The organism is Flagellimonas zhangzhouensis (assembly GCF_900102925.1).
Taxonomy (GTDB): domain Bacteria; phylum Bacteroidota; class Bacteroidia; order Flavobacteriales; family Flavobacteriaceae; genus Flagellimonas; species Flagellimonas zhangzhouensis.
The window spans coordinates 498,138-523,592 of the sequence record NZ_FNKI01000001.1 but is presented as its reverse complement, the minus strand read 5'-3'; the positions used below and the strand labels follow the sequence as shown (position 1 = coordinate 523,592).

Here is a 25,455-nt window from a genome sequence, read left to right as displayed (position 1 = left end):
ACTTTATGGACCCCTACGCAGCACTCCGATATAAGGAATTCAACATATTTTTATTGGTACGTTTTGCCATGGTATTTGCTTGGTCCATGCAATTTATTGTGATCGAATGGCAGGTGTATTCCTTGACCAAAGACCCACTTTCCTTGGGAATTATTGGATTGATGGAGGTGATTCCTGCGGTCAGCATGGCCCTCTTTGCAGGGCATATTGTGGATCAACGGGAAAAAAGAAACCTTTTGGTGACTTGCATCGCTGGATTTTCGGTGATTAGTTTGGGATTGTTTTTATTGAGTTGGCCAGGTTTGGAAGATTCTTGGTCGTCTAAGACCATTTTGTACTCTATTTATGCTTTGGTGTTTTTAGGTGGATTTGTCCGTTCATTTTTAGGACCGACCATTTTCTCCTTGATTGCCTTGATCGTTCCCAAAAAAATATATCCCAATGCCGCTACTTGGAGTAGTTCCACCTGGCAATTGGCCTCGGTTTTGGGTCCAGCTTTAGCTGGGTTTTCCATCAGTTGGATAGGGGTGCATTGGAGCATGTGCCTCATTTTTGGTTTCTCGTTAATGGCACTTTTATTCTTGTTTCAGATTCCGAAAAAGCCCATTCTCAACCCTAAAATTGGAGAGCCTGTTTTCCAAAGTTTGAAAGATGGACTCAAGTTTGTTTTTGGAAGCAAAGCCATTTTTGGCGCATTGACTTTGGATATGATTGCGGTATTGTTCGGGGGAGCTGTGGCACTTTTACCTGTTTATGCCCAAGATATTTTGCATGTGGGTTCCGAGGGATTTGGAATTTTGAGGGCAGCACCCGCCGTTGGGGCATCCATTACCATGTTGGGGTCTACGCGATTTCCATTGCATAAAAATGCAGGTAAAAAATTGTTGCTGGCCGTTTTCGCATTTGGAGTTTGTATCATCGTTTTCGGACTTTCAGAACTTTTCTGGTTATCGGTTGTTGCCTTGTTTTTGAGTGGGGCCGTGGATGGCGTTTCCATGATTATCCGTCAGACCATTTTACAATTAAAAACTCCTGACAATATGCGTGGAAGGGTAGCATCGGTAAATTCCATGTTTGTGGGGTCTTCCAATGAGCTGGGCGCTTTTGAAAGTGGTTTGGCCGCCAAATTACTGGGTACAGTGACCGCAGTGGTATTCGGTGGATGTATGACCTTACTCACAGCTGGTGCCACAGCCGTAATTTCTCCGACCTTTAGAAAGCTGGATCTTCAAAAGGATATTGATGAACACGAAAAGGAAGATTAAGCTTCGTACTTTTCCAAGCTCAGTTTTTCTCCATCAAAAACTGCATAAGTGAAATAAGAAATCCAATCACCTAAATTGGTGTAGGTCGACCTTTCATTCAGTTTGATTTCCATCGGTAAATGACGGTGTCCGAAAATAAAATGGTCGTAATGTTGGGTTTCCAATTTACGCTTGGCATACAGAATCAACCACTCTTTGTTCTCCCCTAAAAATTTAGCATCAGCTTCCCCAGAAATAATCTTATTGTTCACGGATAAATGTTGTCCCAAGCGAACCCCAAGGTCGGGGTGCAACCATTTGAACAACCATTTGGCAAGAGGGTTGGTAAATACCTTTTTCATCCGTTTGAAACCCTTGTCGTGGGGCCCCAAACCATCACCATGTCCAATAAAAAAGGAAGTATTGTTGATGTTGAATTGCTGGGGATTGTGATAGACAGGGATGTTGAGTTCTTCCTCAAAATAACCATTCATCCATAGATCGTGGTTGCCCACAAAATAGGTGATATGGATGCCCATGTCCGAAAGCTCGGCCAATTTGCCTAAGGTTCTGGTAAACCCCTTTGGAATCACTGTTTTGTACTCAAACCAAAAGTCAAAAAGGTCACCCATTAAAAAAATAGCAGCTGCATCGTGCTTAATGGAATCCAACCATGCCACAAACTTCTTTTCACGGGGCAAGCTGTCCTTTGAAGTGGGAGCACCGAGGTGATTGTCGCTGGCGAAATAGACTTTTTTGCCTTTGGCAAGGGTAATATCGTTCATTTATCTTTTATAGCGTCGATTACTTCTAATCCTATTGACCACGTAGACTACAACTACAAAAAGGGCCAAAATGGGGAACATTAAATTCGTCATGACATCTTATTTTTTAAATTTTTCCAATGCTTGTTTTGTATTGGGCGAAAGGGCAAGCTTACCTGAAGCTTCGGCACGTTCCAACAAAAGGGAATCCCAATGTTCGGTCCCTTCCCACAATACTTTTTTCATTTTAGATAGAGCTTCTGGATTGTATGTAGCCAATTTTTGAAGCTGAATGTCCAGTTCTTTGTCCATTTCAGAAATAGAATCGTAGACCTTGGCGTACAACCCTTTTTCTTTGGCCCAATAAGCATTTTTCCACTCGGTGGGATATAAGGTCAACTCTGCCAAGGCAGCTTTACCCATTTTACGTTCCACTGCTGGGGCGATGACAAAGGGACCAATTCCAATTGAAATCTCAGAAAGTTTGATGGCAGCCTCCACAGTGGCATGCACATAATCGCAGGCTGAAGCCAATCCAACTCCGCCACCAACAGTTTTTCCTTGAACTCTTCCAATAATGGGTTTTGAACATTTGCGCATGGCGTTGATCACATGGGCAAAGCCACTGAAAAATAGTTTGCCTTCCTCCAAATTGGAAATGGCAACCAATTCATCAAAAGAAGCGCCCGCACAAAAAGCCCTATCGCCCTCAGATTTTAAAACGATGATAGAAACTTCATCATTCTGCGCCAACTGGTCAAACTCCTTGGCAAGTCGAGCCAAAAGTTCCGATACAAAAGAGTTGCTGGCAGGATGCCCAAACTCAACAGTCGCAATCCTGTTTTCAATTTTGGTATATAAACTTCCGTTGGTTCTATCTGTTGACATGGAATCGATTATCAGATGTCTTTGGGTGCTAAATTAATGGTTTTGAACCAAGGGGTGGAACTTTTGTCTAAATTTCCAAACCAGGGCAAAGCCACGAATCATCATCCAAACTACAAAAGCGATCCAAATGGCATAGAATCCCCATCCTAAAAACTTTCCAAGATAAAGTGTGGGGATAAAGCCTAAAAATGTAGCTGCCAGGAGTACATTTCTCAAATATTTCATCTCACCCATTCCTTTAAATAAACCATCAAAAATAAAAGCAAGGGTATTCATGGGCAATCCAAGAATCACAATGTAAAAAATGCCATAAAAAGTGGTAAGCACGACACTTTCATTGGAAAAAAGTCGGCCGATTGGTTGGTAAAAAAGGAATCCAAATCCCATTAAAATTACACTCACGACCATGCCGTAAAGCAGTATTTTTTTTGAGAGCAGCCAGAGCCCAGAGTAGTCTTTGGCACCCAAAAGTTTCCCTCCCATGCTGTTGCCTGCGGCAGAGAATCCATCAATAAAAAATGCTGAGAACAACCAAAGGTTGATGGCGATCGTGTGTGCTCCTATAAATTCATCCCCCAAAGTGGTGGCTTCTCGAACGGCCAACATTAGAGCCGCATTCAGTGCAATGGTGCGCACGAACAAGTTCAGACTCATGAAAATCACATTTTTCATTTCCTTGTTGAGAGGAAAAACCAATTTCATGCTGATTTCTGTCTTTTTCAACAACAAAATCAAAGCAATTATGGCCATAATCGCTTGAGAAATTAAACTGGCCCACGCAGCGCCTTCAAGGTACATGGCGGGTAAAATGCCATCAATACCATAAACAAAAGCGAAATCCAAAACAATGTTCAAGCCTGCTCCGAGCATGGCAATGACCATGGGATAAAAGGTGTTTTGAAGCCCTCTGAAAATGCCAAAAACGGCAAAAGTGAATAGCGTCAACGGGAATCCCCAAACGCGAATGGAGTAATAGGAAATGCAATACTCCAATATTTTTCCTGAAGCATTGAACAGCGAAAAAATTTCTTCAATAATAAAAATGGTGGTCAACAAAACGAAAATGCTGAGCAAAATATTAAAGAAAATGGCCTGTGCTGGGAGATTTTTTACTTCGTCCAATTTGCCCGCTCCAAGGTATTGGGAAATTATGGCCGAAATGGAACTTCGCGTTTGTCCAAGCACCCAAATCAACATGGATAAAAACGACCCCACAATGCCCGCTGCAGCCAAGGATTCCAATCCATCAACAGGAATATTTCCGACAATAGCGGTATCTGTGATAGAGAGAATTGGTTCTGCAATTCCTGAAATGGTTGCAGGAATGGCCAGTCGGGTAATACTTTTAAAATTAACGGGTGTACTCAAATCGGCCGCAAGTTACAGCACTAATTCATAACAATGAAAGGGATGCTCACTTTGTTTGGTAAAGAAGATATCTCCTAATTTTTGATAGCCTCTTTGTTCGTAAAAACGTTGGTTTCTCAGGTTTTGGGAAAAAGTGTCCAACCGCACCGAAATAAACCCCTCTTTTTTGGAGTGATCTTCTGCAAAATCCATCATTCGCTGTGCGAATCCTTTGCCTTGATGATCTGGGTGAACACTGAGGCGATGGATGTAGGTACTGTTTCCATTTGGGGTGAGCCATTCGATGGGTTGGTATTCCTTATCCATTAAAGTTGATATCACGATTGTTCCCAAAACCATATCGTTTTCGGTGATTACATAAAGTTCATTTCTTTCAATATCTTTTAAAAATGCTGCCTTGGAGGGATAGTGCTCGTTCCATTGAAAAATACCGTTCGACTGCATTTTTTGGGCGCATGCCTTTGTTATGGTCAAGATATGTTCCAATTCAGATATCTTTGCGGGTCTTATCATTGATTGATTTCAATTTAATTGTAAATTTAAGGTTTAAACGTAATCACCAAACCATGAACAATATTCTTGTACCCATTGGGACATCCCCTGATTCTTCTAAAACGCTTCAATATGCCATTGACTTTGCCACACAATTTGGGGCACATGTCTACATGATGGACGTATTTTCTGTGGCAACTGCCGTTGGAACTCTCGCCAATGTAGAGGAAAAAGTAGCAAAGAGCGCTAAAGAACATTTAAAGGAAGTTTTGGAGCAGGTAGATACCAAAGGTGTTGATGTTAAAATGGCTACCTATAATGGCGATATTGTTGATGGCCTAAAAGAAATAAATAAAGAATTGGGAATTGATTTGATCATTATCGCCCCAAGAAGTAATGATATTCAAGAGGAATTGTACTTAGGGAACACTTCTGGTAGAATTATTAAACAAACCGAAATTCCAACGCTAATTGTTCCTAAAGGAACTGAATTTAAGCCTGCGAAAAAGATCTTGACTGCTTTTGGATCGGGTATCTTAAAGCGAAACAGTATCCTGAACCCTTTGATCATCATCAAAAATAAATTTAGATCAGAAGTGAGCCTATTGTTGGTAAAAAGACCTGGCTATACCCAAGATGATCTTAAGGTTAATACGGCTTTAATGGACTTGAGTTCTCAGTTGTCCATTACCGAAAATGCAACTACCTATTTAGGGGTAACCGAGTTTTTCCAAAAGGAACATCCAGATATGTTGTGTGTGTTCCGTAGAAAGCGTGGTTTCTTTAAAAAACTATGGGAAACAAACACGATTCCGAAATCGGAGTTCTTTGTGCCGATTCCTGTGTTGGTACTCAGCGTTAAAAAAGATTAAGCAAGCGCACTATTTTTGATACTTTCAGAAAAAAGTATTTCCTTTGCGCACGCTTTGGGGGATTAGCTCAGTTGGCTAGAGCGCTTGCCTGGCAGGCAAGAGGTCACCGGTTCGAATCCGGTATTCTCCACAGTAACAGTAAGGCTTCAAGAGTTTTTAACTTTTGGAGCTTTTTTCATTTGCACGCAATTTGCACGCAAAACTGGTTTTAAATTAAGCTCGGTATTATTTGATTCAAATTGGGCTATTTCTATGCTTTTTAATCCTTTATAGCATAATTTTTTGAAAAAGTATCACATTTATTACATGCGTTAGCTTCATTATTAGATTTATGAATCTAAGTCCCATAAAAGGTCAATTAACGAAACAAATAAAAGAGACCACAAATGTGACCGAATGACAACAGAATTTTTGAAATAGAAAAGAAGTTCAAAAAAAGGGCCGTTAAACAGAACCGCATCTATTCTATTTAAGTACTTGCTTAAATAATTATATTAATGTAGCTTTGTTGGAAAGAATATATATGAAACTTGAAACTAGCTGCATTAGGGCAGAGGCCGATTACGTTCAAATACTACGCTGTAAAGAAGATTTGAACGCTGTATCAACTTCCATCGAGGGAATAAGTAAGGTTATGGCACTGGCCGGTAATAAGGTTCGTTTTAAAATGTTGTATCTGTTGCAACGAGAAAACGAATTATGTCCTTGTGACTTTGCGGATATTCTGGAAATGAGCGTTCCCGCTATTTCCCAGCATTTACGTAAGATGAAGGATGTCAATGTCATTTCTACCCGTAGAGATGGTCAAACCATCTTTTATCGAATTTCAGAGGAGAATAAAGCTTTTTTGACTACTATTTTAAGTAATGTAGCATCTGAAAGAAAAACTGCATAAGATGAAAAAAACAATGACATCAAATCGAACTGCTTTTGCTGGGCTGTTTTCGGCTATCGTAGCTTCTCTATGTTGCATAACTCCTGTTTTGGCGTTGCTTTCCGGAACTGCGGGAGTTGCCTCTACCTTTTCTTGGGTAGAACCCTATAGGCCTATTTTGGTAGGTTTGACCGTTTTGATTCTTGGTTTTGCCTGGTATCAAAAATTAAAGCCACGTCCACAGGATATTGATTGCGCCTGTGATGATGACAAACCTAAATTTATCCAATCAAAAAAGTTCCTGTTTTTGGTTACAATTTTTGCGGGTATAACGTTGGCATTTCCATACTATTCGCATTTGTTTTATCCCAACTCGAATGTTGAAAAGCAAATCGTTTATGTATCTGAAAGTAACGTAAGTGAAGTGAACTATTCCATTGAGGGAATGACGTGTGCAGGTTGCGAAGCCCATATCGAAAACGAGGTAAATAAACTAGAGGGTATTTTAGAGGTAGATGCCAATTATGAGACTTCTAAAGCTTTTATAAAGTTTGACAACAGTAAGGTAAACACTAATGAAATAGAAGCTGCGGTTGGAAAGACAGGATATAAAATCATAGAATGATGGAAGCTATTTTAGAATCTACAATTACGTGTCCAAACTGTGGACACAAGAAAGAAGAAGAAATGCCAACGACAGCTTGCCAGTTCTTTTATGATTGTGAAAATTGTAAAGAAGTACTACGCCCTAAAGAGGGGGATTGCTGTGTTTTCTGCTCCTATGGTACTGTCGCTTGTCCACCCATCCAACAAAACAAGAGTTGTTGTAGTTGATCTCTGAATCTCTTTCTAAGCATTGTACTGTTAAACGAACGATTTTCAAGACAGTATTTTTCAAAAAAGCGCTAGACTTTCTTAAAGTAGTATCAAAGTATCAGACTTCATTAAGACAATCCAAAGATTAAAACATGCTTTTTTAAAGTGCCTATTTTCTAACTCCCCTAGTCTTAATTGTTGATAACTCTGCTTTCTTCCATTAAACCACCTATTTGCCAAAAATAAGAACAGTTCCATTTGGTATCAAATGAAACCAAATAAAACCAAATAAAACTAAGGGTTTATCAATACCATTATATTTGAACTTTTTTAACATAAAAAACTGTATATCAATTATTTGTGAATAAAATCAATCGGTCAATCTTACTTTCCCTCCTCCTTATTTTTATCTTTATCCAAAGAATTCTTCAAAAGAAAACAAAAGCGCTTTTGTTCATTTCTAATCTTTAAAAAGAAATAAAATGGACAATTTTTTAATACTGGAACGGCTCGACCGTTTGGAAAGGCTATTGATCGCCAATAAAGAAGTGCTGACCTTCGATGAGACCTGTGACTATACCGGCATATCAAGAAGCTATCTGTACAAGCTTACCGCTGCGGGGCATATCCCGCACTCCAAGCCCAATGGAAAACTGATTTTCTTCGAAAGGAAAAAGATAGTGCGTTGGCTGCTGCAGAACCAACAGAAGCCTTTACCGGAAAGCAAAACGATCGGGGATTCGATTCCCTAGTCGAATTCCTCTTTAAATTATTTGTGGACTCACGATAATTTCATAGAAACCCTAAGATTTCAAAAATTTCAAAATATGAAAATAGTACCTTATATAAGGGTGGGCACGTCTTTCTATAAAATTGTAAAGTATCCTACCATTTCGGGACATTTCAACGAGCAGCTGGTTCCGTGGAACGAGCATATCATCAAGCAGGACCATGGCAAGGACTATCTGGGCAAGGTGCCCAAATATGACGGGTTCGCCTGTATTCCTTGCCATGTGAATTTTAAAAAGGAACACCATGGTTTCTACAATACCTATTCCCCTTTGACGCATGAACCGAAAGAGGGATGTATAATAAGGACACGGGGCTTTTTGAAGCATATCTTCGGAAATCAACTGGAGCTGGGACTGGACTATCTGAAACTCCTGTACCAAAGACCGGTGCAGGTGCTCCCCATCCTCTGTCTGGTATCCACCGAAAGAAACACCGGGAAAAGCACCTTTCTCAAATGGCTCAAGGAAATCTTTGGCAACAACCTGACCTATCTGACCAACGACAGCTTTGCAAGCCAGTTCAATGCGGACTGGGCCAACAAGTTGCTGATATGCGTGGACGAGGTGCTGTTCAACAAGGAGGAACTCACCGAGCGCATCAAATACCTGAGCACCACCAACCGGAACAAGCTGGAGGCCAAGGGCAAGGACAAACGGGAAGTGGAATTCTTTGGTAAATTTATACTGTGCAGCAACAACGAGGACAGTTTTATCAAGATCGATGCCCATGAGACCCGGTTCTGGGTGAGGAAGATCCCTTCCCTTAAAAGGGAGGACACCGATTTCTTGGACCAGTTGGCCCAGGAGGTGCCCTCTTTTTTGCAATTCCTTTCAAAAAGGGAGTACAGTACCAAGCAAAGAACACGAATGTGGTTCACACCAAAACAGGTCTATACCCCTGCCCTAAAGAAACTGGTGAACAACAACCGGAACCGGGTGGAGAAGGAACTGGCCAGCCTATTGCTCAGCGCCATGGAAAAGTTCGAGATGGACTCGGTTGACCTTTGTCCCATCGATGCCCTACACATGCTCAACCGCACACGGGTCAAGACCGACCTGACCCAATTGAGGCGGTTGCTGAAAAAGGATTGGAAACTGGACAACCAGCCCAATTCCAACAAGTACCAAAAAATCACCATCTGGAACACCGGTGAGATCAACACCGAGGACGCCAAGGGAAGGTACTTTACCATAAAAAAGAATTTTTTGGTCCAAAATTTTGATGATTTGATGACAGATTGATATAAGCCCAGTGTTCATAAGGGTTTGGGCTGTCATCACTTTGTCATCATTCTGTCATCAAAATAAAAAATGATGACAGGTACTATGAAGAAAAAAACAAAAATGATGAAACGATGACAAAATGATGACGGGGGAACTACTAGTATTTATAGGGTCTCCCAGAGGTTTGTCATCAAATCATCAAAAATCGATTAAAAACAGAACCATGAAAGAAAAAAGATTGGACTGCGAAAAAGCCCGCAACATTGACATCGTTTCCACGCTTGCCAATTTGGGGCACTTTCCAGTCCGGAAAACGGAAAAAGAAGCTTGGTTCCTCAGCCCGTTCCGGAGCGAGACCCAAGCCTCTTTCAAGGTATCGTTGAAACAGAACTATTGGATAGACTTCGGGACCTTCGAGGGGGGCAGTACCATTGACCTGGTCATGAAAATGGAGAACTGTTCCGTAAAGGAGGCATTGGAACGACTGTCCGGGAACATGGGCCATTTTTCTTTTCACCGGCGGCCGAATCCAACCAAAACTGAACATAGGGCCAATCCGATTGAAATCATCGAGGTAAAGGAAATCGAACACCAGGCCCTGCAAAACTATCTGAGCTCGAGAAAGATATCGACCAAGACCGCAAGAAAACTTTGCAAGGAAATCCATTATCGAATAGGAGGACGGACATACTTTGGCATCGGACTCCAGAACAGGTCGGGAGGCTGGGAACTGCGGAACAGCTATTGGAAAGGGTCCACTTCGCCAAAGGATGTTTCATTGATCAAGAACGACTCCAAAAATTTGGCCATTACCGAAGGCATATTCGATATGCTCACCCTAATGGAGCTGAAACCGGATATCGGGAACAGCCATGACCTTTTGATATTGAACACCACGGCCTTTGTAAAACGGATGATCACAGAAATAGGGGAATATGAAAGTGTGGAGCTGTTTCTTGATAGGGACAAAACGGGACTGGGGATGACGGAACTGTTACTGGAAAAGTGCCCGAACAGTAGGGATATGTCCTCTCTCTATGGAGGATTCAAGGATATCAACGAATGGAAGGTAAAAAACGCGAACGATGAAGTTCGGCAACGAATTCAAGATGTGTCATTGTCATGACAAATCTTGCTTTTGCTCCCGTAGGTCGCAAAAGATGATGTGAAAATGAAGAAAGAGTTCGTACAGTTCCGGTGCTCGGTCTACGAGAAGAAACTGCTGAGAATCAAGGCCCGGAAGAGCGGTCTTTCCATCAGTGAGTACTGCCGCCGTGCCGCATTCGATGATAGGATAGTTGAAAGGATGACGGACGAACAGATAGAGGCCTATAAGCTATTGGTCAAATACCAACGGAACTTCAAACTGATCACCAACATGTTCCGCAAGCGGAACCCCAGATTGGCCGAGGAAACGGCCCAGCTGGCCAAAGAAATACGACAACACCTTTTAAACTTCAAGAAATGATAGGCATGGGAAAATCCATATCGCACACATCGGCCTCCATGAGCTACGGGATGAACCAGGAGAAAGGATCGGAGATCATCCATAGCCAATATCTGGCCGGGGAGACCCCAAGGGAGATCACCGAGGAGTTCAAGGTCATCCAAGAACAGAACGAACTGTGCCGGAAGAACACGCTCAGCTTTGTGCTGAGCCCCACCATCGAGGACGGCAGGAAACTGGAAAGGGAACGGCTCAAGGAGATGACGGAGCGGTTTATCAAGGAGATGAACCTCAAGCAGCACCAAGCGGTTGCCTTTGTCCATAGGGACAAGGAACATGTGCACGTCCATCTGTATGCCAACCGGATAAACTTTCAGGGCAAGGCCTATAACGACAGTTTCATCGGAAAGCGGAGCCAACAAGTGGCCGAGCGGGTGGCCAAACAAATGGACCTGACCACGGTAAGGGAGGTACAACAGGAAAAACTGTACAGGATGCAACATGTCCGGTCGGAAATACAGAAGATCCATGAAAAGGTCATGGCCAGGGATCGGCCAAGGGACTTTGACCGGTACATCAAGTCGATGGAGCAAAACAACGTAAAAGTCATCCCAAGCATCAATAGGCAGAACCAACTGCAGGGCTTTCGGTTCGAGTACAAAGGAACCAATCTAAAGGGCAGCGAGGTGCACCGTTCTATGTCCATGGGCAGGATTGCCCGTCAAATGAATTTTGAAAGGAACATGGCACAACGAATGGCCAAGGACAAGAGCATGCAACTTTTGGGCAAGACCGTGAATGTCCCAACAAGTCTGACCCAGACCATTATCAAGAAAACCATTAAACTGGCCATAAAAGTGGCAAGGGACACGGGAATAGGAATCTAAATAGAACAACATGGCAAAACTGGATGAAATCGCGGAACTGTTGACCGAGGAGATCAACGGCTTTGAGAAGAGCATCGGCAGACTGGAAAAGGCACATGAAAATTTGAAAGGCCTTCCATTAAGGCCGGATACCAGCGAGTTAAATGCGCTTCTAAAAGAGTATGGCAACAACCAAAAAAACAACATTGAGGAACAACAAAGACTGATGGAAAGGATTCTTCATAAAGTAGAGCGGTCCGTTCTCTTGCCCAGTTGGGCCCTAAAGCTGTCTTGGGGATTGTTAATCTGTGTCCTGTTGGTCCTTGGTTATTCTCTCTATCAAGTATCAAGGATTTCCAAAAAAGAAGAGGCAGCATATCTAAAAGGTCGGGATGATGCCATTGAACACTACGGGACATTCCTTGACGATAGCCCAGAGGCGAAGGAACTCTACCAAAAATGGCTGGAGGATAATGGCCAAAAGTAGGACAGCGCCCTATCCTATTTTTGTTCAACGCTTATCTTCCCAAACGCTACAAAAATAGGCCAGGATCCATGCGCTGAAGTTGTGAGTAAGGATTTGGGACTAGGAAGGGTTAAGGCTACAGTTTAACCAATTTCTGATTATAATTGTCTAGTATATTATTCGGCAGGGACTTCAGATATATTTGAGTAGTTGATAGTCGATTATGGCCAAGCATGGAAGAAATAGCTTGTAAGGGAACGTCCTGCAGCATAGCTTGGGTTGCAAAACTATGACGAGATACATATGAGGTCAACCGCTGCTCTATCTTGCATTTTTTTGCAATTTCTTTAAGCCCTTTATTATATCTCTTTCGTGCCCATAAGACGTCTTTATATTGAAGTTCAAATGTGGCTCTTTTAATGATTGGAAATATAAATTCAGACCTCTCTTTATCCTTAAGATAAAACGAGAGGATTTCCTTTAACTGAGGCGTGATGTTAATATCATAAGGCTTTGACGTTTTTTTTCTTTGGAATTTAATTCGGTTGTCAATGATATTTTGAACCCTTAAAAAAGCCAAGTCCATAAAGGAAATACCATAAAGCATGTAAGAGGCAAGGAAGTAATTTCTATAGTGAAACAGACTATCCGTTTCTTCCAGTTTTAAAAGCATAATTGATTTGATGCTTTTAATGTCAAGCGCTCTTTTTTCTGTAGGAGTAGTTTTAATCTTATAATGTGTAAAAGGATAAGCATCTCTAGAAACAACATCAGACTTAATGGCCTTGTTAAAGACCGCTTTGATTGTTCTCATATACGTCGATAGGCTGTTAACAGAATTACCTTTGGAAAAGTGCCAGTTCTCAAATCTTTTGAGAAAATCATAATTGATTTCGTTGAATTTGATATCATTTCCATCAGCGAATTTCTCCAATACCTTAATTACCGCGTAGTATGTGTTTGCATTACCATAACGTTCAGCTGCTTTTAACTCATCGACAATATCCTCGCTAAACTTAAAAAATGAATCCAATGATGCGGTTTTTACAATCTTCTTCTTAAGCTGCAAAATGGATAAAAAGTTAAGCTCGTCCTTTTCGTTCAGGTCATTAATTATGTCGACCGCTCTGGTCTTTTCTTTTAAGAGTTGATTATTTAGTTTACTAACTGATGAAGTTCCTTTGAATGCTCTTTTAACTTTCTCGTTTTTATTATCCCAAAATTCCTTTTTTATTGATTGACCTAAGCTTATGGAAGTTGTTTTTCGAAAATGGGTTAATCGTAAAATAATAGGATAGGAGTCATCTTTTTTCTTCCTACGCGTATCTAAAGAAAGTTTTATATTGGTATTCATCCTAATCAAAGGTAAAAAAAATTTGCACGCAATTTGCACGCAAATGGGTGATTTTATTTGAAATTAAATGAATACGAAATTATATAAAATACTGAAAAACAATTTATTATATATTTATTTGTATTGGATTGATATGGTAATCCTCTTGCTGGCAGGCAAGAGGCCACCGGTTCGAATCCGGTATTCTCCACCAAAATTGTAAAAGCACCTCAGAAATGGGGTGCTTTTTTTGTGATGTTTTGTTAAAGTTTTATGAGTTTTAGCCGGAGCGTTCCGAAGGCTTTCGGAAAGGTCACCGGTTATTACAAAGGATTTCGGGACAGTATTTTCCATCAAGATTACAGGAGCGCCTTTTTAATGGAATATTTTGTGTACATCATTTATAGTGAATCTTCTGACCGATATTATGTGGGCCAATGCCAGGATATATCGGAAAGGATAAAACGTCATAATACAGGAAGATCTAAATACACAAAAATTGCTATTGATTGGAAAGTGAAATACACAGAAAAGTTTGGTTCAAGAAGTGAAGCAATGATTAGAGAAAAAGATATTAAAAGAAAGAAAAGCCGAAAATATATTGAATTTTTAGTAAAAGAGAATGAGGCTTAGAGCGTTCCGAAGGCTTTCGGAAAGGTCACCGGTTCGAATCCGGTATTCTCCACCAAAATTGTAAAAGCACCTCTTTTTGAGGTGCTTTTTTTATAAGCCTTCTTTCCCAGCTTTTACCCAAAAGTAAACGGCAAATACAGTGGTCACAATGGGAATCATAAAACCATATTCATCTATCCAAAACGAGGTGCTTTCATTTGAAATGGTTAATGGAGTGCATATTTTTTGAATGTAAATATTGTGAACCGAGTGGAATATGGCTGCTGGCCAAAGGCTATTGGATTTAAAAGTGTAGTAGGCCAAAACCACCGACATTCCAACAATCATTAGGGTAAAAGCACTTATGTGCAATAAAAGAGAATCTCCTCTACTATACATTAAATTGATGATGGGATAATGCCAAACCGCCCAAATTACACCACTCACGATCGCAAGTGCTTTAAAAGACATCACTTTTCGCAATTCGAAAATGAGGAAGCCACGCCATCCAATTTCTTCACCGAGGGTAGACCCTAAGTTTTTTATGACTCCAACAGTTAAAAGCAGGCCAACCATTGTAAATAAAACCAAAGTTTGATTGGATTCGGCAATTCCTAATTCAGCACTCCACTCTGAAATGGTTTCGGCATTGAAAAAGCTTCCAAAACCGAAGATCCAAAGTAAAATGTATGCAATGGAAACATATAGGATGGGGGTGAAGTACGAAAATTTTAAATATGTAAGGTTATTTAAACTCCAGGGTAAACTTGAAATAGGCCTCCCTTTTATTTTTAAAGTAAGAAAAGAGGCCAAAGCTGGACACATCATTAGCAATCCAACGTAAATACTCGTTGGATTTAATTTAAGGATTGCATAATAGGCGATGGAACTGAAAGTGATAAGCAAAAGAAAAAAGATGCCCAACGAATTCCATGCTTCCTTCTTTTCTGTGGTTGATTTTGTCATTTTGTTTTTTGATTGATTGTATTAAATGACGAGCTGCTTTATATTTTGTTACCAAATCCTTACGAACCTCATTGTGTTGAAACCTGAAATATCTTCCCAAACTTCTCAGGAAGTTCATCCGAAATACAAATTTGTTCCTGAGTAAAAGGATGTTCAAATTCCAATGCATAAGCATGTAAATACAATCCCTTGCCTTTTAAAAGTAACCCTTCCAAGAAATAATCCCTATCACCCAATATTGGATTTCCTAATTCTAATAAGTGTTTGCGCAATTGATGTCTGCGACCAGTTTTAGGATTTAATTTTACCAAATTCAATTGACCAAATCGTTCCGAGGGCACAGATTGCATTACTTGATATTCAGATTGTGAGGGTTTATGGTCAATCTTTGAAGTGATGGTTCCACTTGCTTGCATTTTACCTATGGAAATGGCATAATAGGTTTTAGCAACTACTTTCTCCTCGAACATTTGATTCAGGGTTCGAATGCTGTTCTTTGTTTTACCGACCAAAACAATACCTGTAGTGGCATAGTCCAAACGGTGTACGGGTTGTGGTGAAGTGGCGTCTGGCAGAGTACTTGGTTGTAGGTTTTGGGTTAAGGCATTTGCTATGGTTTTGAATTTGTTTCCACTTACTTCAATACCTGCAGGTTTGTGAATAGCAGCCAGATGTTCATCTTCATATAAAACATTAAGGGGAAATATGAGCTGTTTTTTAGGTTCTGCCTCCTCTGGAATAGTCAAAATAATACGTTCACCACCAGAAATAAAGGTGGCAGTGGTAGCCAAGGAACCATTGATGGTAATGTAGTTTTTCTTTAGCGCTTTTTTAAGGGCCGATTTGGTGGGTAAAGTTTTAAAAATTCCCACACCATATTCTTGTAACCGCTGTGGTGATATAGTGCTGGGGACATTATGTGTTTCGGATAGTTCGATTGTTCAAGTGTTGGATAATGAGTAAAAGTACAGTTTTTGAAAATTAATTGTAAACCATAGATGCCTTTGCAAACATTAACCATCCTTTAGGATGGATTTCTTGTTTTTGGCATATGCTTTTTTGAACTTTACTACAAAACAAATTAACATGAGTTTAGAAGGAAAAGTTGCATATATCACGGGAGGAACCAAGGGAATTGGTTTTGGAATCGCTGAAAGTTTATTGGAACAAGGTATGAAGGTTGCCATAAGTGGTCGAAGCCAAGAGGGGGTAGATTGGGCCGTAAAAAACCTTGGAGATGGAGAACGCGTTTTAGGTTTGGTTTCCGATGTTTCTAAATTGGAAGATGAAAAAAATGCGGTAGATCAAATAATCGCCAAGTTTGGACAATTGGATGTTGTCATGGCCAATGCAGGGGTTGGTAAATTTGCCCCTATCGACGAAATGTCTGATAAAGATTGGCATCAAATGATCGAGACCAATTTAAATGGTGTATTTCATACATTAAAAGCATCCGTAGAAGCTTTAAAGGAATCCGAAGGGTACTACATGACCTTGGCCAGTTTGGCTGGCACGAACTTTTTTGCCACAGCAGCAGGATACAATGCCACCAAATTTGGAGTAGTTGGCTTTACACAAGCAGCCATGTTAGACCTTAGAAAATACAACATCAAAGTAACCACCATTATGCCTGGATCTGTTGCTAGTCATTTTAATGATCACGAACCCTCGGAACAAGATGCTTGGAAAATACAACCAGAGGACATTGGAAAGCTTGTGGTGGATTTGCTCACCATGCACCCACGTACTTTGCCAAGTAAAATAGAAGTACGCCCTACACGTCCCGATTTAAAATAATTAATTCACTTTTTCAGTTAGGGGAATTGCTGTATTGCAGATTTCACCTATTAATTGGAACAGTAGATTTTCAAAGGTGGCAAGAGTATCCGAATTTATTCGGGTATTCTTGTCTTCTGAAAACGGGAACAATCCTTGACTCAGATTTTTAAATGAAATGATGCCTGCCTGTAAATCGCTCTTACCATGTTTTTTGGAATAGAGATAGGCATAGCAAAGTAATTGGAACGCTTTGCTTTTGTCATAATCAGTCGTCAATGCTTCCCAATCCGTGATTTTTACGTTTTTGGCTTCTACTTTTCCCGTTTTATAATCTATTATCCGAACGGTGCCATCAAACTGATCTACTCTATCCAAGGTTCCTTTTAATTTGATGGGGAAATCAAGGCCAGGAACAGAAATAAATTCTTCATAGCGTTGTTCCAAGGCTAATATTCTGATTTCATGTTGTTTTACTTGTTTGATTTCATCCTCCAAGAAATTGTTGAGGTATTTTTTGATGACATTATAGACCAGTAGGAACTTACCTTTAGTAAAATCGACACCAGATAGATTTAATTGGAAATGATGTTGTACCACTTCAGGTACTTGTTTTTGTAGCCCTTTTAATTGGTCTTCCGTCAAAACTTGGTTGATCAGTGGTGTGTATAGTTGCTCCAGACTATCATGAATAATGGTTCCAAACGTATTGGCGGCAATGTTTTCTTCCACTTCGTCCAAATCATTGATTTTTAAAATATTCCTTGTGTAGAAATCAATAGGATTTTTAATATAATTGGTCAGTGAAGTAGGTGAGAAGCCAGAAGCTGCAAAGAGTTTGATGTCCTCCAAGAGCAGATCAGTTTTTTCAACCTGAAATAATGGTTGTGATTCAATGGAAACCTCGGGGGCAGCAATAGTGTGTTTTATATAGGGCTTTAAATTCTCGTCAGTTAGTAATTGCGAAATAAGTCTGCTCCTTTCACCGCCTTCCAACACATCGGGTTCGGTGTTGTAAATAAGATAGATGTTTTTAGCCCTTTGCAGTAATCTATAAAAGTGATACACGTAAATGGCATCTTTTTCCTTGTAGGTGGGTAATCCAAAATCCCGTTTTACATCAAAAGGAATAAAAGAATTGTTTGATTTACCAGACGGAAGAATCCCTTCGTTGACCGAAGTAATGATGACGGTTTCAAAATCGAGATTTCTACTCTCCAACATTCCCATTATTTGAAATCCAGTTAATGGCTCTCCTATAAAATCCAAGTTTTCCATTCCTGCCAATTGCTTGTACAGACTTTTAACCGATTTTAGATCTTCCATAAAATCAACCTTTGCCAAAAACAGCTGCAATTGATTGAAAATCAAATAGAAACGATATAGGAATTCCAACTCCAACGCATTTTGTTGATTTTGAAAATGGGTTTTTAGGTGATCAATAAACGTCAGGCAGTTATCAATCCAACCTAGGGCTGTTACTTTGTTTGATGGAAAAATGTTCCCCAATATCCCTTGATTGTCCGTGAATTTGGAAAGTACATTCTCTTCAATATAAAGCCAATTTTCTTCTTTAATATCCTTAGCCAAACGTGATGTGAAATTGTTTGTAGCTATTTCTGATAGAATGATTGTGTAGGGATTGGAAATAAATTCCAAGACATGTTTATGGAACCACCCTCTATCTGTTTTGTTGATTGTGAGGTCTAAATAATTTAAAAAGAAAGAATACAAAACCGTTTGGTTCAAGGGCATTCCCATGGTTATGTTTACTTCTTGAATCTGTTGTGGAATGGCATTTAACATTGGGTTCAGCAAGGATTCATCTGCAAGAACAAGTGCCGTATTTGCTGCTTGATTTTGATTTTCTTCCGCCAGTTCCTCCAAAAGTTGCCCTACATATTTGGTTTGGGAAATATTTTTAGGGACTCCTGTAATGGTAATGCTTTTAGGTTGTAGAAAATTGTTTTGGGAATTTAAGATCTTCCCATGATGGTAATAAGGCCAAGTTCGCTTGTAATTTCTGATAAAAAGGCCTGCATCATGGATAGGGTCGTCCAAGAAATAAGAATCGATGTCCCAATAAACATGGGCATTACCCTCCCCCAAAAAATGTTGAATTATTTTGGACTCTGCCGCGTTCAAGGCATTGAATCCAACAAACACAAGCGGATTATTAATTTCTACGTACTCTTTCTGTTCTAGCTTTTTAACTGCTTCACGTTGAATTAATCCCTGATAACCCAATTGCCTTGAAATCAATTGCCCATAAAATTCATTGTAAATAGTCTCAAGGTTACCCCAAAGTTGCAAGTAATTTTCAATCAGTTCAGTTTTATCCTTTTTAAGCGACCAGTGGTTTATTTCTTTAATTGCGGATAAATAATTAAGAATTTCGTTCGCAGGAATCAAATACCCATCAATATCATTAAAGTCGGATAGTAGGGTTTGCCCCCATTTCATAAAGGAGCCAAAATCGTCGTGTTGGGCTATTGGTGACTTTTTGTAAACTTCAAAAAGTAAAAGCAGTAAATCTATATTGGCAGCTGGTGCTAAGCCTGAAATTTCAGTAATAAATTCCTGAATGGATTGTGTTGATGAGCTAAAGATTGTTTTGCCTGCGTGTTTTGCAATGATCTTTTTTAGAAATGTACCTGAACGTTTGCTAGGCAACACAAAAGTACATTTTGTGCTATCCACATTTTGATTGGAAAGGTCGTCCACTACATATTCTAGGAAAGTTTTATGCATGGACTAAAAATAAAAAAGGCCCCGCATTTGCGGAGCCTTTTTCTAGAAAACTTTGTTTCCTTTATTATTTAATCAAGTTGATTTCAACTCGTCTGTTTTCAGCTCTACCAGCTCTTGTGTTGTTAGTGGCGATTGGCTTAGCCTCACCGTAACCGATAGCAGAAAGTCTATCAGCACCGATTCCTTTGTCAATCAAGAAATCTCTAACAGAGTTAGCTCTTTTTTCAGAAAGCTCTTGGTTCAATTTCTCGCTACCTACGCTATCAGTGTGACCTTCTACAGTAAATTTAGAAGTTGGGTACTCGTTCAAGATTTGGATGATATCAACCATTACAGAAGTAGATTCTGCTTTGATAGAAGATTTACCAGTATCGAACAAGATAGTTCTAGCGTAGTCGTTCAATTGTTTCTGAACTTCTTCAGTTACTTCAGGACAACCGTTGTTAGCTACAGTACCAGCAACTTCTGGACACTGATCGTCTTTGTCAAGTACACCGTCACCATCAGTATCAGGCCAAGGGCATCCGTTGTTTGCAGCAGGACCAGCTTCGTTAGGACATTCATCATCTTTATCAGCAACACCGTCTCCGTCAGCATCTGGACAACCAGCTAGCTCAGCAAGACCTGGAGTGTTAGGACAAGCATCATCTTTATCAGCAACACCGTCACCATCAGAATCAGGACAACCGTTCAATTCGGCAGGACCAGCTTCGTTAGGACAAGCATCTTTAGAATCTTCGATTCCGTCACCGTCAGTATCAGGACATCCGTTGAATTCTTCAAGACCAGCTACTTCAGGACAAGCATCGTATTTGTCATAGATACCATCACCATCAGTATCAGTACCACCAAACTTAATGCTGATACCAGCCAAGTGTTGGAAGTGAGTGATTAAGTAATCTTCGAAAGCGTGCTTGTATTGAGTTTGTAATGTCAAACCAAGGTTGTCAGAGAACCAAAAGTTAACACCAATACCACCATTAACAGTACCAGCACCAATTTCATCAATCCAAGTATAACCACCACCAATCTCTACGAAAGGATCAATTGCAGTTTTCTTAAGGATGTTGTACTTGATGGTACCATCGATAGCGTAGTGAGACAAATCGTCAACTTCGAAGTCACCGATTTTTTCGATTCTGTTCAAGGAACCTCTAGCACCTACAGAGAAACCATCACCAATGTACTTGGAAACAGCTACGTAAGATACAGAAGGTAAAATGTTCCAGTGGTCAGATACGTTGAAATACTCATCGAACAATGTAGTACTTGAAAAAGGATTTTCACTATCATTGGTTGGGTATGCGTCGATGGCATTTACCCCGATGCTAACCTGCCATGGGTTATCCTCGTCTTGCGCTTGGATGCTGTTGAACCCAACAAAGATAAGGGCAACAACCAATAATTTGCTAAGATGTTTCATGCTCAAAATTTTAAGTTTAAGTGTTTATCAGCAGCAAATGTAAGTTGTTAAGAATTATTAACAAAATCTATAAATCTTTTTTTTTAGCTCATTTGCCTTTAAAATTGCTGCATTTCATCGAATTTAGATGAGATTTAACGATTTTCCTACTTTGGTGAATGCTTTTATTGCTTTATCCAAATGTTCCTTCTCGTGAGCAGCCGAAAGTTGTACTCTAATTCTTGCTTTTTCTTTGGGTACAACTGGATAAAAGAATCCGATTACATAAATGCCTTCTTCCAGAAGCATATCGGCCATTTGTTGGGAAATTTTAGCATCGTATAACATAACAGGGACAATGGCAGAATCACCATCAATAATGTCGAAACCTGCTTCTTTCATTCCTTTTTTGAAGTAGGCTGTGTTGCTTTCCAATTTATCACGTAGGGTAGTATCCTTATCCAACATATCGAACACCTTAATAGAAGCCCCAACAATGGCAGGAGCCAAAGAGTTGGAGAATAAATAAGGTCTGGAACGCTGACGCAGAATCTCGATAATCTCTTTTTTTCCTGTGGTGTACCCACCCATAGCGCCACCAAGGGCCTTACCCAAAGTACCTGTGATAATGTCGATGCGATCCATTACGCCTTTCTCTTCCAAAGTGCCTCGACCTGTTTCACCAATAAATCCTGCAGCATGACATTCATCGATCATTACCATTGCGTCGTACTTGTCCGCTAAGTCACAAATTTTATCCAATGGAGCTACAAGCCCGTCCATGGAGAAAACACCATCGGTTACTATAATCTTAAAACGGGCACCATCTTCAATGCTTTGTTTTAGTTGGGCTTCCAAATCTGCCATATCGCTGTTGGCATAGCGGTAGCGCTTGGCTTTGCACAAACGAACTCCATCTATAATGGAAGCGTGATTCAGCGAATCTGAAATAATAGCATCCTCTGCCGTAAGTAAAGGTTCAAAAACACCACCATTGGCATCAAATGCAGCAGCATATAATATGGTATCCTCAGTACCGTAGAAATCAGCGATCTTTTGTTCCAATTCTTTGTGGATGTCTTGGGTTCCGCAAATAAATCGAACGGACGACATACCAAAACCGTGTGTATCCATGGCATCTTTTGCGGCTTGAATTACCTCGGGATGGGAGGAAAGTCCCAAATAATTGTTGGCGCAAAAATTAATGACTTCCTCACCTGTTGAAATTTTAATGACTGCTCCCTGTGGTGAGGTAATGATACGTTCCTTTTTATAAAGCCCAGCTTCTTCAATGGCTTCCAATTCGTTGGCTAAATGCTCTTTGATCTTTCCGTACATATATATTAGGTTTAAACGAAAACGGTTTTAATATTTTGGTCAATATAGACAATAATGGACTCTTTGATTGCGTAGCCCATGTCTTTCAATACATCCGCATAATGCGAGATTTGTTCTTTGTGCAAAGGTGATGATTTTCCTGTTTTATAATCAATAATGACAGCTTCATTTCCTGAGATTGCAATTCTATCTGGACGAAGCGATTGACCATCTTTTAAAAGAATTTCCTGCTCGTTCAAAATTTGAAACTGATCAGAGAAATATGTTGACAAATCAGGGTGGTTCACCACCTCCAATATTTTTTGTTTGATGGATTCCGTGGAAGCATCAGGAAAGTGCCCTGCCATTTCCAATTTTTCCAATACAGGGGTGACTTCCTCCCTTGTTTTGATTAAGCTCAAGGCAAAATGAACCAAATTTCCCATTTCAATGGCTTCCATGCGTTCATCATCCCATAATCTCCCTGATTTGGTTGAAATCGCATATCCATCGTCTCCTTTGGGGCGGGTAACATATTTGATGTAATTGTGCACTGAATCAGTTGATGAAGTTGCATCATCAAACGATGGAAATTCACCAATCACATAAGTGTTGCCCTCTTTTGCAGGAATGCTTTGCTGTTTCAGATAATATTGAAACAATTGGGAGTAGGAAGTTGCATCCTCTGCACTATTCACTTCATTGGCGGTTTCAGAAATCACATAAAGTCCTTTCACGGGTCGGGTGAGGGCCACATAAAGCACGTTCATGGAATCCAACAAGGTTTTTTGTTCCTCTTCCCTATAAATATGTTGTGCAACGGGATTGTATTCCAACATATCTTTATTGTTGTTAATCAGCAAGTATTCCAATCCTAATGATTCTTCATTTTTGGTGGCAGGCACCCAAGCTTTCTTTTTCTTTCGTTTGTCGTCCAAAACCGCATTGGCAAATGGGAAAATCACAAAAGGAAATTCCAATCCTTTTGCTTTGTGAATGGTCATAATGCTCACGGCATTCACACCATCTGGAGCGGCAATGGAAAGACTATCCTTTTTTACTTCCCAATATTTTAAAAAGGCATAAATACTTGGGCCGTCCCTTTTTTCCAAATCCACAACCTCATCCATTAAAAATGAAATATGGGCAATGGAGTTTTTACCCAATTCAAACTGAACAATAGCCCGCTCCAAAATTTGTAAAACTGATTTGCCTTTTAGTTGATTTAGGTCAAAATCGTATTCGATTTTAAGAATTTGGGCAATGTTCCCTAAATGTTTTGAAATGAAATTGTGTTTGCGTTCACTTTCTTTACCTAAATAGGATAAAATATGATAGGCCGCTTCGCGGTCTTGTAGATTTTCAAAAATCCGAAGCAAGGAAATCAAGAAAATAACTTTCTCGTTTTTGTTCAACAACAAAGCATCCGAAGAAATTATGGGAATGTTTTGCTGTGCCAAGAAGTCGGCTACCAGCACTCCTTTTTTGTTATCACGCACTAGAACACAGATATCCGAATAGTTGTGTTGGTTTGAGATAATCTCTTCAATGGCTTTCAAAACTTCGTCGCAATACAAATCGTCCTTTTCCTCATCATCTTTATCCAAAAAGGATATTCGAACAAATCCGCCTGGTTTGTTGTTGGTTTTTTGATGGGAATCGTTCAAAAACAGATTGCGGTAATCTTCATTTTGCAAAACGGGAGCTACGGCCGTGAAGAAACTATTGTTAAAGTTGACGATTTCATCAAAACTTCTCCAGTTGGTGTCCAAGGAACGAATGCTGGGGGGTATCGCAAATGGATGTGTTTTATTATTGATCAGATCAAGAAACTGTTCTGCTCTACCACCACGCCAACGGTAAATGGCCTGCTTTACATCTCCCACCAGGAACAGTGAACCGCGTTCGTTTCGTTCATCTTCACTCTCCAAAGCATTTCCGATTAAGGGGACCAGATTGTCCCATTGCATTTTGGAGGTGTCTTGGAACTCATCTATAAAGTAATGACGGTATTTTTCGCCCATGCGTTCATAAATAAACGGTACAGGTTGGTCTTTGATTTCCTTGCTCAAAATAGCATTAAGGGAAGAAATGGGAATAATATCACGTTCTACTTCAATGTTTTTAATTTCCTTAGAAATCTCATTTAGGACGGTCAATGGAACTATATTTCCGTAAATATTTTTAAGGTAGCTCCGATTATAGATCAACTGCTTTAGAGACAGATACGCATTGAGCAGGTTCATCGCCAGGTCCGTAACATCTCGAGTGTCTTTTGCTTTAAGCAATTTTCCCTCAATTAGGTTGGGCTCTAGAGTTTTGCTTGTATAAAGACTTTTGGGGTTGAACTCCCCATCCACCATTTTCTGAAAATGATTGGGTAGGGTTTTTCTTGGGAAGTCTTCAAACTCGAAACCTTGGTTTTGAATTTCCTGCAATGCGATTTCTGCTATTTGAACCACCTTTTCCTCTAAGGCCTTTATCTGATGGGTGAGTTTATCTTGAATTTCCTGAAAATCGCTGATGGATTTTTCACTTAAACCAGCGACATGTTCAGCATGGTTTTCCTGAAAAAGCAACTTTCCAATTTCGACCAAATCGTAGGCAATGTTCCAACTTTTGTCGTCATCAATCTTTTCTAAAGAAAAGGCAATCAAAACTTCTGTAAGTTCTTCGTCGCTTCCAGCTCGGTCCAACAATCTGCCCACCGCCTCTTCCAACAACAGATCAATGTTGAGCTCTACCTCAAAATTTTGAGATAAATGAAGATCCCGCGCAAAAGTCTTTATGATTTTATGGTTGAACTTATCAATCGTGGATATTTCAAAAAAAGAGTAGTTGTGCAAAATCCGTTTGAGTACCAATTTTGCTCTTTGTTGAAGTTGCTCTTCCGATAATTGAAGTTCATCGCATAACTCCAAGAACAAACTTTTGTGTTTTCTTTCCTCTTGGGTTTGGGCAAAATCAAAAAGATTTTCAAGTACTCTAGTTTTCATTTCGTCCACCGCTTTGTTGGTGAACGTAATGGCTAAAATTTGCCTGAACTTGTTGGGTGAATCGTTGAACAATAACAACTTTATATACGTCTTGGCCAAGGCATAGGTTTTGCCCGAACCTGCCGAAGCACTGTATATTTTAAAGTGGGAATCGTTCAAAAGAGGATTTTCATGCAAAATAAGGATTCCT

The 25,455-nt window shown here is 40.0% G+C and carries 24 protein-coding genes and 1 tRNA gene; 14 read left to right on the top strand and 11 right to left on the bottom strand.

What is annotated here, in order from left to right; all coding sequences use genetic code 11:
- Positions 1-5: 5 nt before the first annotated feature.
- The gene (locus BLQ18_RS02280) at positions 6-1,265 is read left to right on the top strand and encodes an MFS transporter (RefSeq protein WP_090292223.1); all 1,260 of its coding nucleotides are present in this window, start codon (positions 6-8) and stop codon (positions 1,263-1,265) included.
- On the opposite strand, the gene BLQ18_RS02275 is transcribed toward BLQ18_RS02280, so the two are convergent.
- The 4 genes from BLQ18_RS02275 to BLQ18_RS02260 all read right to left on the bottom strand — a co-directional run bounded on the left by BLQ18_RS02275 (position 1,262) and on the right by BLQ18_RS02260 (position 4,777).
- Entirely contained in the window at positions 1,262-2,029 is a 768-nt protein-coding gene (locus tag BLQ18_RS02275) for a UDP-2,3-diacylglucosamine diphosphatase (RefSeq protein WP_175443700.1), read from the bottom strand. The genes BLQ18_RS02280 and BLQ18_RS02275 overlap by 4 nt on opposite strands.
- Before the next feature lie 99 nt (positions 2,030-2,128).
- A complete protein-coding gene (locus tag BLQ18_RS02270; protein WP_090292221.1) occupies positions 2,129-2,896 on the bottom strand; it encodes an enoyl-CoA hydratase/isomerase family protein in 768 nt (255 codons plus the stop codon).
- A gap of 33 nt (positions 2,897-2,929) precedes the next feature.
- Positions 2,930-4,264 (bottom strand): MATE family efflux transporter, encoded by a 1,335-nt coding sequence (locus BLQ18_RS02265; protein ID WP_090292219.1) that lies wholly within the window; start codon positions 4,262-4,264, stop codon positions 2,930-2,932.
- Between the two features lie 12 nt (positions 4,265-4,276).
- On the bottom strand, positions 4,277-4,777 hold the full coding sequence (locus BLQ18_RS02260; protein WP_090292217.1) for a GNAT family N-acetyltransferase: 501 nt from the start codon (positions 4,775-4,777) through the stop codon (positions 4,277-4,279).
- A gap of 53 nt (positions 4,778-4,830) precedes the next feature.
- Between BLQ18_RS02260 and BLQ18_RS02255 the strand changes: the two genes are divergently transcribed.
- From BLQ18_RS02255 to BLQ18_RS02205, 11 genes are all read left to right on the top strand, one after another.
- Positions 4,831-5,628, top strand: coding sequence for a universal stress protein (locus BLQ18_RS02255; RefSeq protein ID WP_090293640.1), 798 nt, complete (start codon positions 4,831-4,833; stop codon positions 5,626-5,628).
- Positions 5,629-5,684: 56 nt separating this feature from the next.
- Positions 5,685-5,758: transfer RNA gene (locus tag BLQ18_RS02250), tRNA-Ala, on the top strand.
- Between the two features lie 393 nt (positions 5,759-6,151).
- On the top strand, positions 6,152-6,523 hold the full coding sequence (locus BLQ18_RS02245) for an ArsR/SmtB family transcription factor (protein ID WP_090292215.1): 372 nt from the start codon (positions 6,152-6,154) through the stop codon (positions 6,521-6,523).
- Between the two features lies 1 nt (position 6,524).
- The gene (gene merTP, locus BLQ18_RS02240; RefSeq protein WP_090292213.1) at positions 6,525-7,127 is read left to right on the top strand and encodes a mercuric transport protein MerTP; all 603 of its coding nucleotides are present in this window, start codon (positions 6,525-6,527) and stop codon (positions 7,125-7,127) included.
- Entirely contained in the window at positions 7,127-7,336 is a 210-nt protein-coding gene (locus BLQ18_RS17065) for a GDCCVxC domain-containing (seleno)protein (RefSeq protein WP_090293639.1), read from the top strand. Before merTP ends, BLQ18_RS17065 begins: the two co-directional genes overlap by 1 nt.
- 464 nt (positions 7,337-7,800) lie before the next feature.
- Positions 7,801-8,070, top strand: a complete 270-nt coding sequence (locus BLQ18_RS02230; RefSeq protein ID WP_090292211.1) for a helix-turn-helix domain-containing protein — start codon at positions 7,801-7,803, stop codon at positions 8,068-8,070.
- A gap of 75 nt (positions 8,071-8,145) precedes the next feature.
- Complete coding sequence (locus tag BLQ18_RS02225; RefSeq protein WP_090292209.1) at positions 8,146-9,351, top strand: primase-helicase family protein; 1,206 nt, start codon at positions 8,146-8,148, stop codon at positions 9,349-9,351.
- Between the two features lie 205 nt (positions 9,352-9,556).
- Positions 9,557-10,459, top strand: a complete 903-nt coding sequence (locus BLQ18_RS02220; RefSeq protein WP_090293638.1) for a CHC2 zinc finger domain-containing protein — start codon at positions 9,557-9,559, stop codon at positions 10,457-10,459.
- 45 nt (positions 10,460-10,504) lie between these two features.
- On the top strand, positions 10,505-10,801 hold the full coding sequence (mbpA, locus tag BLQ18_RS02215) for a mobilization protein MbpA (protein WP_090292207.1): 297 nt from the start codon (positions 10,505-10,507) through the stop codon (positions 10,799-10,801).
- Positions 10,798-11,667, top strand: a complete 870-nt coding sequence (locus tag BLQ18_RS02210) for a relaxase/mobilization nuclease domain-containing protein (RefSeq protein WP_090292204.1) — start codon at positions 10,798-10,800, stop codon at positions 11,665-11,667. The genes mbpA and BLQ18_RS02210 overlap by 4 nt, the downstream gene beginning before the upstream one ends.
- Positions 11,668-11,677: 10 nt before the next feature.
- Complete coding sequence (locus BLQ18_RS02205) at positions 11,678-12,133, top strand: DUF6730 family protein (protein WP_090292202.1); 456 nt, start codon at positions 11,678-11,680, stop codon at positions 12,131-12,133.
- 115 nt (positions 12,134-12,248) lie between these two features.
- Here BLQ18_RS02205 and BLQ18_RS02200 read toward each other — a convergent pair whose 3' ends face one another.
- Positions 12,249-13,466 (bottom strand): site-specific integrase, encoded by a 1,218-nt coding sequence (locus BLQ18_RS02200; RefSeq protein WP_090292201.1) that lies wholly within the window; start codon positions 13,464-13,466, stop codon positions 12,249-12,251.
- A gap of 369 nt (positions 13,467-13,835) precedes the next feature.
- On the opposite strand from BLQ18_RS02200, the gene BLQ18_RS02195 reads away from it, so the two are divergent.
- Positions 13,836-14,078, top strand: coding sequence for a GIY-YIG nuclease family protein (locus tag BLQ18_RS02195; protein ID WP_245668052.1), 243 nt, complete (start codon positions 13,836-13,838; stop codon positions 14,076-14,078).
- Positions 14,079-14,168: 90 nt separating this feature from the next.
- Here the strand turns inward: BLQ18_RS02195 and BLQ18_RS02190 are convergent, their stop codons facing one another.
- Both BLQ18_RS02190 and BLQ18_RS02185 read right to left on the bottom strand, forming a co-directional pair.
- Complete coding sequence (locus BLQ18_RS02190) at positions 14,169-15,023, bottom strand: CPBP family intramembrane glutamic endopeptidase (RefSeq protein ID WP_090292199.1); 855 nt, start codon at positions 15,021-15,023, stop codon at positions 14,169-14,171.
- A 68-nt stretch (positions 15,024-15,091) separates the two neighbouring features.
- Positions 15,092-15,961 carry an RluA family pseudouridine synthase gene (locus BLQ18_RS02185; RefSeq protein WP_090292197.1) on the bottom strand — a complete coding sequence of 290 codons (870 nt, stop codon included), beginning with the start codon at positions 15,959-15,961 and terminating at the stop codon, positions 15,092-15,094.
- A gap of 148 nt (positions 15,962-16,109) precedes the next feature.
- Between BLQ18_RS02185 and BLQ18_RS02180 the strand changes: the two genes are divergently transcribed.
- A complete protein-coding gene (locus BLQ18_RS02180) occupies positions 16,110-16,820 on the top strand; it encodes an SDR family oxidoreductase (protein ID WP_090293636.1) in 711 nt (236 codons plus the stop codon).
- Here BLQ18_RS02180 and BLQ18_RS02175 read toward each other — a convergent pair whose 3' ends face one another.
- The 4 genes from BLQ18_RS02175 to BLQ18_RS02160 form a co-directional block, all read right to left on the bottom strand.
- Positions 16,821-19,550, bottom strand: coding sequence for a PD-(D/E)XK nuclease family protein (locus tag BLQ18_RS02175; RefSeq protein WP_090292196.1), 2,730 nt, complete (start codon positions 19,548-19,550; stop codon positions 16,821-16,823).
- 64 nt (positions 19,551-19,614) lie between these two features.
- Positions 19,615-20,973 (bottom strand): OmpA family protein, encoded by a 1,359-nt coding sequence (locus BLQ18_RS02170; protein ID WP_090292194.1) that lies wholly within the window; start codon positions 20,971-20,973, stop codon positions 19,615-19,617.
- A gap of 123 nt (positions 20,974-21,096) precedes the next feature.
- Positions 21,097-22,290, bottom strand: coding sequence for a glycine C-acetyltransferase (gene kbl / locus BLQ18_RS02165; protein ID WP_090292192.1), 1,194 nt, complete (start codon positions 22,288-22,290; stop codon positions 21,097-21,099).
- Between the two features lie 11 nt (positions 22,291-22,301).
- A complete protein-coding gene (locus BLQ18_RS02160) occupies positions 22,302-25,424 on the bottom strand; it encodes a UvrD-helicase domain-containing protein (RefSeq protein WP_139150348.1) in 3,123 nt (1,040 codons plus the stop codon).
- Positions 25,425-25,455 lie beyond the last annotated feature (31 nt).

Coding starts and splice junctions, on each gene's coding strand:
- BLQ18_RS02280 (WP_090292223.1), top strand. CDS start 6: ATGGACCCCTACGCAGCACTCCGATATAAGGAATTCAACATATTTTTA.
- BLQ18_RS02275 (WP_175443700.1), bottom strand. CDS start 2,029: ATGAACGATATTACCCTTGCCAAAGGCAAAAAAGTCTATTTCGCCAGC.
- BLQ18_RS02270 (WP_090292221.1), bottom strand. CDS start 2,896: ATGTCAACAGATAGAACCAACGGAAGTTTATATACCAAAATTGAAAAC.
- BLQ18_RS02260 (WP_090292217.1), bottom strand. CDS start 4,777: ATGATAAGACCCGCAAAGATATCTGAATTGGAACATATCTTGACCATA.
- BLQ18_RS02255 (WP_090293640.1), top strand. CDS start 4,831: ATGAACAATATTCTTGTACCCATTGGGACATCCCCTGATTCTTCTAAA.
- BLQ18_RS02245 (WP_090292215.1), top strand. CDS start 6,152: ATGAAACTTGAAACTAGCTGCATTAGGGCAGAGGCCGATTACGTTCAA.
- merTP (WP_090292213.1), top strand. CDS start 6,525: ATGAAAAAAACAATGACATCAAATCGAACTGCTTTTGCTGGGCTGTTT.
- BLQ18_RS17065 (WP_090293639.1), top strand. CDS start 7,127: ATGGAAGCTATTTTAGAATCTACAATTACGTGTCCAAACTGTGGACAC.
- BLQ18_RS02230 (WP_090292211.1), top strand. CDS start 7,801: ATGGACAATTTTTTAATACTGGAACGGCTCGACCGTTTGGAAAGGCTA.
- BLQ18_RS02225 (WP_090292209.1), top strand. CDS start 8,146: ATGAAAATAGTACCTTATATAAGGGTGGGCACGTCTTTCTATAAAATT.
- BLQ18_RS02220 (WP_090293638.1), top strand. CDS start 9,557: ATGAAAGAAAAAAGATTGGACTGCGAAAAAGCCCGCAACATTGACATC.
- mbpA (WP_090292207.1), top strand. CDS start 10,505: ATGAAGAAAGAGTTCGTACAGTTCCGGTGCTCGGTCTACGAGAAGAAA.
- BLQ18_RS02210 (WP_090292204.1), top strand. CDS start 10,798: ATGATAGGCATGGGAAAATCCATATCGCACACATCGGCCTCCATGAGC.
- BLQ18_RS02205 (WP_090292202.1), top strand. CDS start 11,678: ATGGCAAAACTGGATGAAATCGCGGAACTGTTGACCGAGGAGATCAAC.
- BLQ18_RS02200 (WP_090292201.1), bottom strand. CDS start 13,466: ATGAATACCAATATAAAACTTTCTTTAGATACGCGTAGGAAGAAAAAA.
- BLQ18_RS02190 (WP_090292199.1), bottom strand. CDS start 15,023: ATGACAAAATCAACCACAGAAAAGAAGGAAGCATGGAATTCGTTGGGC.
- BLQ18_RS02180 (WP_090293636.1), top strand. CDS start 16,110: ATGAGTTTAGAAGGAAAAGTTGCATATATCACGGGAGGAACCAAGGGA.
- BLQ18_RS02175 (WP_090292196.1), bottom strand. CDS start 19,550: ATGCATAAAACTTTCCTAGAATATGTAGTGGACGACCTTTCCAATCAA.
- BLQ18_RS02170 (WP_090292194.1), bottom strand. CDS start 20,973: ATGAAACATCTTAGCAAATTATTGGTTGTTGCCCTTATCTTTGTTGGG.
- kbl (WP_090292192.1), bottom strand. CDS start 22,290: ATGTACGGAAAGATCAAAGAGCATTTAGCCAACGAATTGGAAGCCATT.